This window comes from Vibrio satsumensis (genome assembly GCF_050337435.1).
GTDB lineage: Bacteria > Pseudomonadota > Gammaproteobacteria > Enterobacterales > Vibrionaceae > Vibrio > Vibrio satsumensis.
In genome coordinates, this window is sequence record NZ_JAKJSX010000008.1 from 1 (window position 1) to 15,142 (window position 15,142).

Annotated in this window: 13 protein-coding genes; all 13 read left to right on the forward strand. The window is 44.8% G+C overall.

Translation table 11 applies throughout. The features are described 5' to 3' along the window. Window positions 1-1,159, forward strand: a 1,159-nt coding sequence (locus tag L4C44_RS11035; RefSeq protein ID WP_428805018.1) for an LruC domain-containing protein, incomplete at its 5' end; no start/stop codon positions are given. Window positions 1,160-1,168: 9 nt separating this feature from the next. Next, on the forward strand, window positions 1,169-1,681 hold the full coding sequence (locus tag L4C44_RS11040) for a hypothetical protein (protein WP_428805019.1): 513 nt from the start codon (window positions 1,169-1,171) through the stop codon (window positions 1,679-1,681). 427 nt (window positions 1,682-2,108) lie between these two features. After that, window positions 2,109-2,711, forward strand: coding sequence for a transcriptional regulator BetI (gene betI, locus L4C44_RS11045; RefSeq protein WP_017084912.1), 603 nt, complete (start codon window positions 2,109-2,111; stop codon window positions 2,709-2,711). 119 nt (window positions 2,712-2,830) lie between these two features. Continuing rightward, entirely contained in the window at window positions 2,831-4,291 is a 1,461-nt protein-coding gene (betB, locus tag L4C44_RS11050) for a betaine-aldehyde dehydrogenase (protein ID WP_428805020.1), read from the forward strand. A 72-nt stretch (window positions 4,292-4,363) separates the two neighbouring features. Continuing rightward, the gene (gene betA, locus L4C44_RS11055; RefSeq protein ID WP_146491144.1) at window positions 4,364-6,076 is read left to right on the forward strand and encodes a choline dehydrogenase; all 1,713 of its coding nucleotides are present in this window, start codon (window positions 4,364-4,366) and stop codon (window positions 6,074-6,076) included. A gap of 105 nt (window positions 6,077-6,181) precedes the next feature. Next, the gene (locus tag L4C44_RS11060) at window positions 6,182-7,159 is read left to right on the forward strand and encodes a choline ABC transporter substrate-binding protein (RefSeq protein WP_146491143.1); all 978 of its coding nucleotides are present in this window, start codon (window positions 6,182-6,184) and stop codon (window positions 7,157-7,159) included. Between the two features lie 95 nt (window positions 7,160-7,254). Next, complete coding sequence (choW, locus tag L4C44_RS11065; protein ID WP_048610272.1) at window positions 7,255-8,097, forward strand: choline ABC transporter permease subunit; 843 nt, start codon at window positions 7,255-7,257, stop codon at window positions 8,095-8,097. Between the two features lie 2 nt (window positions 8,098-8,099). After that, window positions 8,100-9,311 (forward strand): choline ABC transporter ATP-binding protein, encoded by a 1,212-nt coding sequence (choV, locus tag L4C44_RS11070; protein WP_146491142.1) that lies wholly within the window; start codon window positions 8,100-8,102, stop codon window positions 9,309-9,311. 486 nt (window positions 9,312-9,797) lie between these two features. Next, window positions 9,798-10,280: a MarR family winged helix-turn-helix transcriptional regulator gene (locus tag L4C44_RS11075; RefSeq protein WP_017061075.1), complete on the forward strand. Its 483-nt coding sequence runs from the start codon at window positions 9,798-9,800 to the stop codon at window positions 10,278-10,280. A 447-nt stretch (window positions 10,281-10,727) separates the two neighbouring features. Next, a complete protein-coding gene (locus L4C44_RS11080; RefSeq protein ID WP_428805021.1) occupies window positions 10,728-11,384 on the forward strand; it encodes a Qnr family pentapeptide repeat protein in 657 nt (218 codons plus the stop codon). Window positions 11,385-11,927: 543 nt separating this feature from the next. Then, a complete protein-coding gene (locus L4C44_RS11085) occupies window positions 11,928-12,371 on the forward strand; it encodes a PTS sugar transporter subunit IIA (protein ID WP_428805022.1) in 444 nt (147 codons plus the stop codon). Between the two features lie 29 nt (window positions 12,372-12,400). Next, window positions 12,401-13,804, forward strand: coding sequence for a PTS mannitol transporter subunit IIBC (locus tag L4C44_RS11090; RefSeq protein ID WP_428805023.1), 1,404 nt, complete (start codon window positions 12,401-12,403; stop codon window positions 13,802-13,804). Window positions 13,805-13,852: 48 nt separating this feature from the next. Next, the gene (locus L4C44_RS11095; protein ID WP_428805024.1) at window positions 13,853-15,124 is read left to right on the forward strand and encodes a zinc-binding dehydrogenase; all 1,272 of its coding nucleotides are present in this window, start codon (window positions 13,853-13,855) and stop codon (window positions 15,122-15,124) included. The last annotated feature ends 18 nt before the right edge of the window (window positions 15,125-15,142 follow it).

A 15,142-nucleotide genomic window follows, 5' to 3' on the forward strand; every position in this document is an offset into this window, starting at 1 on the left:
GGGTTGGGAGGGGTCTTATAACAACATTTCGTGGCTTGGAGGTTGGGGAACGCCTTTTTACAGCTATCCTGCGATCAACCCAGAAGCGACCATTGAAAATAGAAGACACAATGTCGCTTTTCTTGATACAGAGAATGAGTTTCTAGTGCTTGGTTTTGAGGATATCTATCGACCGAGCGGAGACAATGATTTCAATGATTTGATCTTCACGGTTGATGTTACCCCGTTTTCTGCTGTTGATGGGGTCAATGAAGATGGCACAACAGACTCAAAATATGAGGTGCTTGTTCAAGAGAACAATGAAGATGTGACAGTGACAACTGTCTACCCAAGTTCCAATAGCTACGCAACGATTGCTTTTGAGGATAACTGGCCACTAAAAGGTGACTACGACTTCAATGATGTGGTTTGGCGTTATCAAGTCACGGAGCAGCTCAATGGACAGCGAGCACTTAAAAATTTGACCGTAGACTACACACTCCAAGCCATGGGAGCAGGCTACTCTAATGGCTATGCCGTTAAGCTACCGAACGTTCTGCCTGCCAATGTGGCATCTATAACCTTGACTCGAAATGGTGTGGCGGTTGCTCATACTATTCTCAAGGAAGGGGACAGTGAGACGATTCTGATGGTATCTGAGGATCTAAGGGCGGACCTCGATAACCTAGGAGAACTTTCAGAAAGTTGCGTTTTCTACCGAACCCAAAGTGCGTGTTCTGATCAGCAAAATGCTGATGTTCTCAACTATCAGTTGTATGTGGAGTTTACGACTCCTGTGTCTCGTGATGACATCGGTTATCCGCCTTATGATTCATTCATTTTTGCCGCTGACGGAATTTATCACGGTGACTTTGTTGGAACGCCACCGGGCATGACTTGGCAAACTCACCTCAAAACATTTTCTGGTACCAGTGACATGAATAACACCTTATTCAACAGCCATGATGATAGCTCTTCAGGTTCTGAGTCCTTCAAAACCAGCAACAACATGCCATGGGTTATTAATATTCGTGACGAATGGGATCACCCTGTAGAACTGGTTGATATCAGTGATGCGTATACATCATTCCCTACATGGGTAACCAGCAGCGGTGAGACTGAGGGTGAATGGTACAAAGCATCAACCACCAACAAAGTTATATCAGCGACGGATGAGTAGGAGAGTACCATGAATAAGATAAGTAAATTAATCACCATGACATCCTTCTCACTCATACTTGGTGCTTGTGGCGGTGGAGGAGGAGGTGGCGGTGGTAACACCAGTGCATCACCTGCGCAGACTCCAGCTGTTACCCCAACGCCGGTTCAATCACCCGCAACGCCCTCTCAACCTGTTGCGGCTGCGGCAATCAACACCTCGGATATTGTAGCCCCTGTCGGCTTCTCGTTTGATATCGGTGAGAAAATCAGTTTGTCGATAGATTACACCGGTGTGACGCTCGGTGCCTTGCACTTGTACTCTGAATCAGCATTCGTCATGAGTAATGGCGATGTGGTGGCAGAACCCACTTCCAGAATTACCACGGTTTACCCAACTCATACTGATGTCGTGGAGTTGGAGGTCAATGGTAATTGGGAGCAAATCTATGCCCGTTGGGTACCGATGAGCAGCAAAGTACAAGAGCAGAGTTGGGTAATTAAACTGGACCAAGCGAGCAACAGTTACCACCTAGCGTTTTAGATGTTTTGAGTCAGTCAATCATTGCCTATTGATGGCGCACTTAGAGCTATTGCATCCGAATAAGTGAGGGTGCTCTAGTTCTTTTTATTCTACTTCTCCTATCTGTTCTCATTCTTGTTGTTTGGTCTTCAATTCCTACCCTAAAAGCCAGTTGTACATCACTCACCCCAAGTTTTTCGGGAGTAGGTGTGGTTGAATTTTGTGCTTATTGAGTAAAAACATTTGACCAATAACTATCACACCTCAAATCTTTAATTGTTTTCGTTAGTGCTCTAAATGATATTTAATTTATTGTTTTATAATGATTTTTGTTGTTTTGAATGCTGTGTTGTTACGAGTTTGTTTTAAATAATCATTTGAACCCTAACTAAATTTCTGTCATTTTATATTTAACTGAACGTTCAATATAAAATAAAAGGACTAAGAAATGCCGAAGGTTGGGATGCCTGATATACGTAAACCACAGCTTGTTCAAGCCACCATGACGGTGATTGATCGAGTGGGTTTGCATGCCGCGAGTATTGCGTTGATCAGCAAAGAAGCGGGAGTCTCCACTGGCATTATTAATCACTATTTTGGTGGAAAGCATGGGCTGCTCGAAGAGACCATGCGTGAAATCCTTCGCCAACTTTCCAATACCATCACCACTTCACTAAAAGCACTTCCTGTTGATGCTCACCAACAGAGAATTAACGCGATCATCGATGGTAACTTCGAAGGTTACCAAGCAGAAAATAAGGTCGCGAAGGCGTGGTTGGCATTTTGGTCATATTCAATGCATGACGAGCAACTGAAAAGACTGCAGCGTGTGAATGAAAAACGTTTGATTTCACACTTACGTCTTGAGTTGAAAGGTATTTTGAATTATGAACAAGCGGATCTCGTTGCTCACGGGATTGCGTCTCTGATTGATGGTTTGTGGCTGAGAGGCACACTAAACCCAGATGGTATCGATGCTCAAAAGGCGCGTGCCATCATCAATGATTATCTAGATAAACAACTTACGTTCTACTCGTGTCACAGCAAATAGATCGCAGTGGTAGCGTTAGACCTAGATCAAGATAAAGAACTAGAACGACCACTATTCGCACCTAATACTCACATATAGACCAGTAGAGTCTAATAACAATAATTAAGTCAGAATCTCAAATGGAAATGAACTCGTTATACATCGATGGCGCAGCGGTTAAAGCAACCTCTGGTGAAACCTTTGATAGCATTAACCCTGCAAACGGCGAACCTATCGCGACGTTAGGCCAAGCATCTTCAGCGGATGTCGACAGTGCTATTGAATCTGCGAAGCGCGGATTTGCGGTATGGTCAGCAATGACCGCTGTGGAACGCAGCCGCATTCTTTTGAAGGCAGTGGAAATACTTAGAGCTCGAAATAATGACCTTGCAAATCTTGAGGTTGTTGATACGGGCAAGCCGCTGCAAGAAGCGATTGAAGTGGATGTGGCGTCTGGCGCTGATGTTATTGAATACTTTGCTGGTTTGGCTCCAACGCTACAAGGCGACCAACAGCCGCTGAGCGAATCTCAATTTTTCTACACTCGCCGCGAGCCGCTAGGCATTTGTGCGGGCATTGGCGCGTGGAACTACCCCATTCAAATCGCGATGTGGAAATCGGCTCCGGCATTGGCCGCGGGTAACGCGATGATTTTCAAACCTTCAGAAGAAACGCCGCTAACGGCGCTCAAGCTTGCAGAAATCTTTACTGAAGCTGGTCTTCCTGATGGCGTGTTTAACGTGGTTCAGGGCGATTACCGTGTTGGTCAGATGCTAACGGCTCACCCAGACATCGCGAAAGTGTCGTTCACGGGCGAAACCGGTACCGGTAAAGCGGTAATGGCAGACAGCGCTGAGACGCTGAAATCAGTCACAATGGAACTTGGCGGCAAGTCACCAATGATCGTGTTTGATGATGCGAAATTGGACGATGCGGTTTCCGCTTCGATGGTTGCTAACTTCTACACCCAAGGCGAAGTGTGTACTAACGGTACTCGTGTCTATGTACACGAAAACATCTACGACGCATTTATCGACCAACTCAAAACACGCACTGAGAAGCTGATCATTGGTGACCCGATGGATATGGAGACTCAGATCGGCGCGTTGATTTCTAAAGAACACCTTTCAAAAGTTCTTGAAGCAATTGAGCTGGCTAAACAGTCTGGCGCTACATTGCTGACTGGCGGTTATCAAGTGGCGGACAACGGCTTAGCAAACGGCAACTTTGTTATTCCTACGGTATTCACAGATTGCCATGACGACATGCCTCACGTTCAACAAGAGATCTTTGGCCCTGTCATGTCAGTGTTGAAGTTTACGGACGAAGACGATGTGATTCGTCGTGCTAACGATACTAAGTACGGCCTCGCTGCTGGTGTGTTCACGCAAAACCTTTCTCGCGCTCACCGTGTTATTCATCAAATGCAGGCGGGTATTTGTTGGGTTAATACATGGGGTGACTCACCTGCAGAAATGCCTGTTGGTGGCTACAAACTTTCAGGGGTTGGCCGTGAAAACGGGCCAGAGACTCTACTCCACTATACGCAGACTAAGAGCATTCTTATTGAACTTGGCGACTACGCCAGCCCTTATGCCTAACGCGTAACACTCAATTTTATGGGTTAGCTTAACAGAGCTAGCCCTACTGACTCATCTCAGGGAAATCAAAACATGGAACAACGCTACGATTATATTATCGTCGGCGCGGGTTCGGCCGGCTGTGTGTTAGCGGATAGGCTAACGGAAAGCGGTGAACATAGCGTTTTATTACTGGAAGCTGGTGGCACGGATAAGAGCATTTTTATCCAGATGCCAACCGCACTTTCTTACCCAATGAATACTGAAAAGTACGCTTGGCAATTTGAAACAGAGCAAGAACCGGGCCTTGATGGACGTGAACTGCATTGCCCACGTGGCAAGGTATTAGGTGGTAGTTCATCAATCAATGGCATGGTTTATGTGCGAGGCCACGCTTGTGACTTCGACCAATGGGAAGAAGAGGGCGCTGCTGGTTGGAATTACCAAGCTTGCTTGCCTTACTTCCGCCGCGCTGAATCATGGAATAAAGGTGGTGACGAATATCGTGGTGACAATGGCCCTGTAGGTACTTGTAATGGTAACGATATGGAGCTTAACCCGCTTTACCAAGCATTCATAGATGCAGGTAAAGATGCCGGTTACCCAGAAACACAAGACTATAACGGCTACCAGCAAGAAGGCTTCGGCACCATGCATATGACGGTAGACAAGGGTGTTAGAGCCTCAACCTCTAACGCTTACCTACGCCGTGCATTGAAGCGTTCAAACCTAACATTGAAGAAAGGCATCGTGGCGCGTCGTTTCTTACTTGAAGCACAAAACTCAACAGGCCAATCAGGCTTGAAAGCCGTTGGTGTCGAGTTTGAAAAGTCAGGCAATACCCAAGTGGCGGTAGCGAACAAAGAAGTGATCTCTTCTGCGGGCTCTATCGGTTCTGTTCAACTGCTTCAATTATCTGGTATCGGCCCGAAAGCGGTGCTTGAAAAGGCGGGTGTTGAGCTGAAACACGAACTGAGCGGCGTCGGTGAAAACCTACAAGATCACTTAGAAGTGTACTTCCAATATCACTGTAACGAACCCATCACGCTCAACAGCAAGCTGGGCTTAGTCAGCAAGGGCATGATTGGCGCAGAGTGGATTCTGACTCGCAAAGGTTTGGGTGCCACTAACCACTTTGAATCGTGCGCGTTCATTCGTTCTCGCAAAGGATTGAAGTGGCCAAACATTCAATATCACTTCCTGCCAGCAGCGATGCGTTACGACGGACAAGCAGCCTTTGATGGCCATGGCTTCCAAGTACACGTTGGACCTAACAAGCCAGAGAGTCGCGGTACGGTGGCGATCACTTCGGCTGATCCGCATGCCAAGCCAGAGATCATTTTCAACTACATCTCGACTGAGCAAGACCGCCAAGATTGGCGCGATTGTATTCGTCTTACGCGTGAGATTTTGTCGCAACCTGCGATGGATGTTTACCGTGGCGAAGAGATTCAGCCGGGTCTGAGTGTAACTTCTGATGAGGCGATCGACGAATGGGTTAAGCAAAATGTTGAAAGTGCTTATCACCCTTCTTGTGGCTGCAAAATGGGCGCTGATGATGACCCTATGGCTGTACTTGATGAAGAGTGTCGTGTTCGCGGCATTGATAGCCTGCGTGTTGTCGACTCGTCTGTTTTCCCTGTTATTCCAAACGGCAACCTTAACGCACCGACCATCATGGTTGCCGAGCGCGCATCCGATTTGATTTTGGGTAAACCAATGCTCAAAGCGCAAGACGTTCCAGTGTGGATTGCACCTGAGTGGGAAGAGAAGCAAAGAATAAATAAACCAGCAAGAGATGCGTAAGCCTCTGTTATTGAGATAAAAATAGCAAAATTAGTCAAAAGTCAGCAAAACAGCCCCGATGAGTATGAGTTAGGGCAGAAAAAGGAAAGATAAAAAGGAATCATTATGACGACTCAACATAAACAAACCGCTACAAAAAAGGCGCTCGCAACGCTAGCAATCAGTTCATTCGCGTTCAGTGCTTACGCCAACGCTTCAGTAGAACCACAGCAATGTGAAAACGTTCGCTTCGCTGATGTAGGCTGGACTGACATTACCGCAACAACCGCCGTTACTTCAGAACTATTAAAAGGCCTTGGTTACCAAACCAAAACCGACCTACTTTCAGTACCGGTGACTTACTCTTCAATGGCGAACGGCGATATTGACGTATTCCTAGGTAACTGGATGCCAACTATGGAAGGCGACATCGCTAAGTACCGCGAAGCGGGAACGGTTGAGACAGTGCGTGCCAACCTTGAAGGGGCAAAATACACACTAGCCGTACCAAAATACGTGTACGACTCTGGCGTGAAAAGCTTCGCAGACCTAGCAAAACATGCCGACAAATTTAAAGACCGCATCTACGGCATCGAACCGGGTAACGACGGTAACCGCTTAATCCAATCAATGATTGATTCTGACGCGTTTGGCTTGAAAGATTTCAGCCTAGTGGAATCAAGTGAAGCGGGCATGGTATCGCAAGTATCTCGCGCTGCTCGTCGTAGCCAGTGGATTGTTTACCTTGGTTGGGCACCGCACCCAATGAACAGCAATGTTGAGATGGAATACCTATCAGGTGGTGACGATTTCTTTGGCCCTAACTACGGTGGCGCGAATGTTTACACTAACGTTCGTTCAAACTACCTGTCTGAGTGTGCAAACGTCGGTCAACTTCTACAAAACTTAGAATTCACTCTAGAGATGGAAAACCAGTTGATGGAAGAGATTCTTAACCAAAAAGTGAAGCCAGAAAAAGCGGCTCAACAATGGTTGAACAATAACCCTCAACAAGTTGAAGCTTGGTTAGACAATGTAAAAACACATAAAGGTGAATCAGCAACTCAAGCCGTTACTGAATACCTAAAGCAAGTAAAAGCTTAGTTCTACCTATCTCAACAGCTACATAAATAATAAAGGTGGGCTTGCCAACTTATCGATTGGTTTGAAGTAGCCCACCCATAATAAAAGGCAATATTGTGAATTTTATTACGGAAAACAAAATCCCTGTCGGACAATGGATGGAAGCGGGTGTTGATTGGCTAACAATCAATGCAGCAGGCTTTTTTGATGCTATTTCTATCTTTTTAGAAACCGTCATTATGTTTTTAGTCGATGTATTTAAGTGGATGCCGCCTGCACTGCCAATCGTGATGACTGCTGCGATTGCATGGTACTTACACCGTAAACCTTCGCTAGTGATCTTTGTGGTTGCAGCACTGCTGACTATTCTTAACCTTGGCTATTGGCAAGAAATGCTGGAAACCTTTGTTCTCGTCTTTGCGGCGACAACGATTTCCGTATTAATTGGCGTACCGGTTGGCATCATGGCTGCTCACCGTCCTTGGCTCTATACAGTTTTGCGTCCAATCCTTGATTTGATGCAGACAGTCCCAACTTTCGTTTATCTGATTCCAACTCTGGTTCTATTTGGCTTGGGCATCGTTCCTGGCTTAATCTCGACCATTATTTTCGCGATAGCTGCTCCGATTCGTTTGACCTACTTAGGGGTAACGAAAGTCCCTGAAGAGTTGATTGAAGCGGGTAAAGCCTTTGGTGCAAGTCGCATGAAGTTACTGCTCAAAGTTGAATTACCTGCCGCTCTGCCAAGCATCATGGCGGGTGTAACCCAATGTATTATGTTGTCGCTTTCGATGGTGGTTATCGCCGCTCTTGTCGGTGCTGACGGACTTGGTAAACCTGTTGTTCGTGCATTGAATACAGTGAATATCTCACAAGGTTTTGAAGCCGGATTAGCGATTGTTTTAGTCGCAATCATCCTTGACCGCTTGTGCAAAACACCAAACCAGAAGGAAGCTTAATCATGTCTACCTCTCAAGAACAAAAGCCAATGGACGCGATTACCATTAAAAACCTTGATGTTGTGTTCGGTAACAAAGCCAATCAAGCGCTTGATCTACTCGACCAAGGTAAAACTCGCCAAGAGATCATCGATGAAACTGGGCAAGTTGTTGGTGTGGATAATGTGTCGCTGACGGTGGAAGAAGGCGAGATCTGTGTATTGATGGGTTTGTCTGGTTCTGGTAAATCATCTTTGCTTCGCGCAGTTAACGGTTTGAATGAGATCAGCCGTGGTTCACTAACAATCAAAGACGGTGACCAGCAAGTCGATTTAGCGCAATGTGATGAAGCGACTCTGCGTCACCTTCGTACTCACCGCGTATCTATGGTGTTCCAAAAGTTTGCTTTGATGCCATGGCTTAACGTATTAGACAACGTGGCATTTGGTCTTGAAATGCAGGGCGTGGCGAAAGATATTCGTCGTGCCAAAGCGCGTGAACAATTAGAAATGGTCGGCCTAGCAGAGTGGGAAACCAAATTTCCACATGAGCTTTCTGGCGGTATGCAGCAACGTGTTGGTTTGGCGCGTGCGTTTGCAATGGACACCGATATCCTGTTGATGGATGAACCATTTTCGGCGCTTGACCCATTGATTCGAGCTCAACTGCAAGATGAACTGATCACGCTGCAAAACAAACTCAACAAGACGATTCTGTTCGTGAGTCACGACCTAGATGAAGCTCTGAAGATTGGCAATAACATTGCGATCATGGAGTCAGGCAAACTGATTCAACACGGTAAGCCTGAAGAGATCGTACTGACGCCAAAAACCGAATACGTAAAAGACTTCGTTGCTCACACCAATCCATTGAATGTGCTTAAAGGTCGTTCTTTAATGCAGCCTCTTGATTCACTGACACAAGAGAATGAAAGCTGGAAGATCTGCGATTCTAAAGACCTCTGGATTGAACAGAGTGAAGGTGCTTTATCAGTAAAAGGTGAATCTACTTTGGCGCTTGTCGAGTGGAGCGAGTCAGATGGCTTAGCTGCGATCAGCGCGTCGAGTGTGGTCGTGGCAAGCCCGGAAATTGGCATGCGTGATGCGATTAAGCTCAAGCAGATCAGTAACCACCCAATTCTTCTCGTTGAAGACAACCAATTGGTGGGCATTCTGGATAACAGCGAGTTTTACAACGCGCTAACGGGTAATTTTCAACTCAATAATGCCGCTTAGTGGTTTGAACTGAAATAATTCGTTCTCTAACGAATAAAATAGGTAGTGAGGTGTTCAAATCTCGCTACCTAGATGAATCTATACTCTTCATACTTGAAGCTACAGCGTTGTAACTGCTTAAGTGCACCCTAATCACATAGAACTTCTATGCTCATAAGGATGAACTTACTTGTTGCCTAGCAGCAAATCCAATTATTTTGAGTATGCGGCTTTTTATTTACCGACAATATCTCGCTTTTTCTTGCCTTGTTTGCCACTTTAAGACTGAAGATCGCTACTCATTGTACAAAAGTGTTGCCATGCGCAAATTCAGAGGCATATAAAAGATTGAGAATAGTATGAACATCAGTACAATGCGGAAAAATCAATGAAGTAATTTATCAATTTACAGTGTAATCCGAGCTCACCTGACGTAAATAATCAGGATATTTCATCGCTTCGACGCTGTAAAACCATTCACAGTATATTAGTACAAAGGTCTGCATCTTGGACAAACATGACGAAATCCTGGTCGCTATTCGCCAAATTATTCGCGCTATCGATTTACACTCGAAAAAGCTGAGTAAAGAGTATGGTTTGACTGGCCCTCAATTAATCTTAATGAGAGCAATCCAAGAAATGGGTAATGTGACGATCAAAGAATTGTCTAATCACACCAATGTAAGCCAAGCCACCACAACCACGATCATCGATCGCTTGGAACTGAACGGCTATGTACAACGTGTTCGCAGCTCGTCAGATCGCCGCAAAGTACACGCAAATCTGACTGAAAAAGGCCAAGAGCTGCTAAACAATGCGCCACCGCCGCTGCAAGATAACTTCGTTAAAAAATTCCAAAACCTAGAGCCGTGGGAACAAAGCCTACTGCTTTCTTCGATGCAACGCGTGTCGTCAATGATGAATGCAGAAGACATCGACGCAGCCCCAGTACTTCAGCTTGAAGGCATTGCAAACGTAGCCAAGAGCTAACGTTATTTTTAAATTGTTTACTTATAACAACAACTTAAATAATTATTAAATGGTCGCATTAAGCGGCCATTTTTGATCTTGGCCTCCCTACTGCTCAGATTTTACTGGTACAAATCACCTTTTAGTTGTGGCCTGTCGATAAAAATTGGGACTGAGAAAGACCGATTATCAGCGAGAGTATCTGTATAGGGTATTGCATCAAGTTTATGCTGACATATGATGATTATCTTCTCGTTGTGTCTCATATTATATACTCCTTCTAAGCGACAAAACTTTTTTCAAGATAAGCGCATGCTATAAAATGAAAATAACACCCTTAAAGAGCTTGTTTGATGCCTTAAATTGGCCAAAATAGGGTGTTTTAAGTTGCTGTTTTTGTTGGTTTTTAATTTGGTGTTTTCTTAAGATCGCAATGGTAGTCTTAGCTTGATTTCTTTAGGGGGCTAAATGGACACCAATAACAGCACTTATCATCACCACAGTTTTGCTCAGCAAGACTTATCAGAGTTTACATTTACAGCCTGCACGTTTATCCGTTGTGATTTCAGACGTTCGAACTTACGTGATGCAACGTTCATTAACTGTAAGTTTATTGAGCAAGGCGATCTTGAGGGATGCCACTTTGATATTGCCGACTTACGAGATGCAAGCTTCCAGAATTGCCAGTTGGCGATGGCGAATTTTAGCAACGCGAATTGTTACGGTATTGAGTTACGTGATTGCGACTTAAAAGGGGCGAACTTCACTCGTGCTAACTTTGCCAATCAGGTAAGCAATAGAATGTATTTTTGCTCTGCGTATATCACGGGCTGCAACCTGTCATACGCCAATTTTGAACAAGCTTGTTTAGAGAAGTGCGAGCTGTTTGAGAACCGTTGGATAGGGACTTACCTTGGCGGCGCGTCACTGAAAGAGTCTGATCTCAGCCGAGGCGTGTTCTCGGAAGATGTATGGGGGCAATTCAGTATGCAAGGTGCTAATTTATGCCATGCTGAATTAGAAGGGTTAGATCCTCGCAAGGTAGATACATCGGGGATTAAAATCGTCGCGTGGCAGCAAGAGCAACTGCTTGAAAGTATGGGTATTGTTGTAATGCCTGATTGATTCTTATCATTCGGTTGGAATCAAACACAGTCGCTAGAAGAAAAGCCCAAAGCTAATAACTTTGGGCTTTTCCGTATTTGGAGTTTCGTCTGACTTTTTTATGCAGGTCGTTTGCATGTTGTGAGGCTGGATGAGTGAGTTAGCAGTTTGTTATGTCGTAAACTTTCAGTTGAGTGGTGTTTGGATTTCACACGCGATCTAGGTCACTCATTTTGACGTGCTACATTTAATTATCATTAGATATAAACCTAATCATCATCACGTTTAATTTATGGTCAACAGGGTTAATTTGAGTTTTGTCACGTTTTATGGATTTTTAAATAATATCAAATTTGAGGGCTATATCTAATTAAGATTATTGACTTGTTGTTAATGTTAAATTTGTAATTAAATAACATGTGATTACCGTGATGTTCAGCGTTAATTGGTGATTGACTCGATATTTTTAGTGACCCCTGTCTACATTATTGGTCATTTCTCTAATTCTATACTTCCATTGATAATAAACCCAACAACAACGAAGATGAATAACTGGGATTTATTATGCTTTATGACCTTATTGACCATGACTTAATTGACGTCATTAACCACTCAGAATATCAGTGGGAAGATGCAGTTAAAGAAACGACACGTTATTTGCAGGATAAAGGTTATGTAACCGATAAGTATGCAGACGCGATCATTCAGTCAACGCATGATAATGGACCTTATTACGTTCTTTGTCCAGGTATTGCTATGCCTCATGCCCGCCCGGAAGCCGGAGTATTAAAGACAGGTCTTGGTATTCATGTCTTTTCTAACCCTGTGGATTTCGGCTCTGATATGGGACCGGCCAATGTTCTATTAACATTAGCTGCAAAGGATTCAGATACACACATTGAGGTTATTCAAGCGCTGAGCGAAATGCTGGTCGATGAAGAAAATATTGCCAAACTGGCAGCCTCTTCTTCAAAAGCTGAAGTGCTTGAAATTATTAAAAGTTACTAATAATAACCTTTGAAAATAAGGAATATAACGTGTCTACAAATATAAGAGCCAAAGTGCAAGCTTTTGGTGGTCACTTGACTGCCATGGTATTGCCAAATATCGGAGCCTTCATTGCTTGGGGCTTTATTACCGCATTATTTATCCCAACAGGTTGGATGCCGAATGAATATTTCGGTGAGCTTGTTGGGCCAATGATCACTTATTTGTTGCCATTATTGATTGGTTACACTGGTGGTCAGATTGTCGGTGACAAGCGTGGCGCCGTAGCTGGTGCCATCGGTACTATGGGTGTTATCGCTGGTGCGGAAATACCAATGTTTGTTGGTGCAATGATCATGGGTCCATTGAGTGGCTGGGTGATTGTACAAATCGATAAACGCCTGCAAGACAAGATCCCTTCTGGCTTTGAGATGGTGGTAAACAACTTCTCGCTAGGTATCTTCGGCATGTTGATGTGTCTGTTTGCTTACGCGATTGTTGGCCCTGCGGTTACTGCAGCAAACCTATTCGTAAAATCGGGCATCGAAGCGCTTGTAGCGACTGGTTTCCTCCCTTTGCTTGCGATTATTAACGAGCCAGCAAAAGTTCTCTTCCTGAATAACGCAATCGACCAAGGTATTTATTACCCACTAGGCCTGCAAGCAGCAGCTGAAACGGGCAAATCTATCTTCTTTATGGTGGCGTCTAACCCTGGTCCTGGTCTAGGTATGCTTTTGGCTTACGCTAAGTTTGGTCAAGGTCTAAGTAAGAAATCAGCACCAAGTGCAATCATCATCCACTTCTTCGGTGGTATTCATGAGCTGTACTTCCCATACGTGCTAATGAAGCCAATCATGATTCTAGCGATGATTGCAGGTGCAGCGACAGGTATTGCAACGTTCAACCTGCTTGACGGTGGTCTGGTTGCGGGTCCAAGCCCGGGCTCAATCTTCTCTTACCTAGCATTAACACCAAAAGGCAGCTTCTTCGCAACCATCGCAGGTGTAGCAACAGCAACGATTGTGTCTTTCCTAGTGGCAAGTGCAATCCTGAAAGTGAGCAAGAAGACAGAATCTGAAGATGAGTTTGAGCAATCCGTGACTGACATGAAGGACATGAAAGCAGAAGGCGTAGTGGCTAAAGCTCCAACAGCAGCGGTAAAAGCAGAAGCAAAAGACATCAAATTTGTAGCCTTTGCATGTGATGCAGGCATGGGGTCAAGCGCGATGGGGGCATCAACCTTCAAGCGTAAACTCGAAAAAGCCGGCTTTAATGTTGAAGTAAAGAACTTCGCAATCGAGAAAGTTCCAAGTAACGCAGATGTGGTTGTGACCCACGAAAGCCTAGAAAGTCGAGCAATCAAAGCAACAGGCCTTCCTGTGGTGACTATCAAGAACTTCCTACATGACCCTGCATTAGACAACCTAATGGACACCATCGGTCAGCAAGCTTAATCAATATTCAGGGGTCAGATACTGGCCCCACTTTTCGGAGAAAAAATCATGGTTCAAACAACTGCAGCAGTAATTTGTGGTGAGAAAGACGTTCAACTGAGAACCTTCGATCTACCAAAGATTTCAGATGATGAACTGCTGGTTAAAAACGTTTCAAACAGCATCTGTCTATCTACTTACAAAGCGGCGTTACTTGGTAGCAACCACAAGCGTGTACCAGAGAACATTGCAGAAGTTCCTGTGATGACGGGGCATGAATATGCAGGCGTGATTGTAGAAGTGGGCGCTAACTTACAAGACCGTTTTAAACCAGGTGAACCATTCGTACTGCAGCCAGCAATGGGCCTACCTACAGGCTATTCAGCAGGCTACAGCTACGAAACATTTGGTGGTAACGCGACCTACTCAATCATCCCTAAAGTTGCGATTGATTTAGACTGTGTGCTGCCATATAAGAGTTCTTACTACGCAAATGCATCACTTGCTGAGCCAATGTCTTGCATCATCGGTGCCTTCCATGCGAGCTACCACACCACGCCTTACGTGTACGAGCACCAAATGGGTATTAAAGAAGGCGGCGCTCTCGCTCTTCTAGCGTGTGCTGGCCCTATGGGTATTGGCGCGATTGATTACGCGATTAATGGACCTGTGAAACCAAGCTTGATTGTAGTGACTGACATTGATGAAGCACGTCTAGCGCGCGCTGAAAGCCTTATTCCAGTATCAAAAGCTGCGGAAAACGGTATTGAATTACATTATGTGAATACTGCTAAAGTTGATGACCCGGTTACCTACCTAAAAAGTTTGAATAAAGATAAAGGCTATGACGATGTCATGGTATACGCTGCAGTTGCACAGGTGCTAGAGCAAGCCGATGAGCTACTCGGTAATGATGGCTGTTTAAACTTCTTTGCTGGTCCTACGGATAAACAATTCAAAGTACCGTTTAATTTCTACAACGTTCACTATGAATCAACTCATATTGTCGGAACATCTGGCGGTTCAACGGGGGATATGGTTGAATCCATTGAACTTTCTGAAGCGGGTAAGATCAACCCATCATTTATGTTAACTCATGTTGGTGGTCTAGAAGCGGCACCTCACACTATCCTAAATCAATTGGATATCCCTGGTGGTAAAAAGTTAATCTACCCGCACATTGACCTGCCACTGACGGCAATTGATGAATTCCACAAGCTAGCAGACCAAGACCCGTTCTTCGGTGAACTAGATCGAATTTTGAAAGACAACAACTACGTTTGGAATGAATTGGCAGAGAAAGCGCTGCTTGAGTTCTACGGCGTTAGCCTAACGGCTTAATCGATGATTTCGTGGCAG

Excerpts from the sequence above, each read along its gene's own strand:
- L4C44_RS11040 (WP_428805019.1), top strand. The coding sequence starts at position 1,169 with ATGAATAAGATAAGTAAATTAATCACCATGACATCCTTCTCACTCATA.
- betI (WP_017084912.1), top strand. The coding sequence starts at position 2,109 with ATGCCGAAGGTTGGGATGCCTGATATACGTAAACCACAGCTTGTTCAA.
- betB (WP_428805020.1), top strand. The coding sequence starts at position 2,831 with ATGGAAATGAACTCGTTATACATCGATGGCGCAGCGGTTAAAGCAACC.
- betA (WP_146491144.1), top strand. The coding sequence starts at position 4,364 with ATGGAACAACGCTACGATTATATTATCGTCGGCGCGGGTTCGGCCGGC.
- L4C44_RS11060 (WP_146491143.1), top strand. The coding sequence starts at position 6,182 with ATGACGACTCAACATAAACAAACCGCTACAAAAAAGGCGCTCGCAACG.
- choV (WP_146491142.1), top strand. The coding sequence starts at position 8,100 with ATGTCTACCTCTCAAGAACAAAAGCCAATGGACGCGATTACCATTAAA.
- L4C44_RS11080 (WP_428805021.1), top strand. The coding sequence starts at position 10,728 with ATGGACACCAATAACAGCACTTATCATCACCACAGTTTTGCTCAGCAA.
- L4C44_RS11085 (WP_428805022.1), top strand. The coding sequence starts at position 11,928 with ATGCTTTATGACCTTATTGACCATGACTTAATTGACGTCATTAACCAC.
- L4C44_RS11095 (WP_428805024.1), top strand. The coding sequence starts at position 13,853 with ATGGTTCAAACAACTGCAGCAGTAATTTGTGGTGAGAAAGACGTTCAA.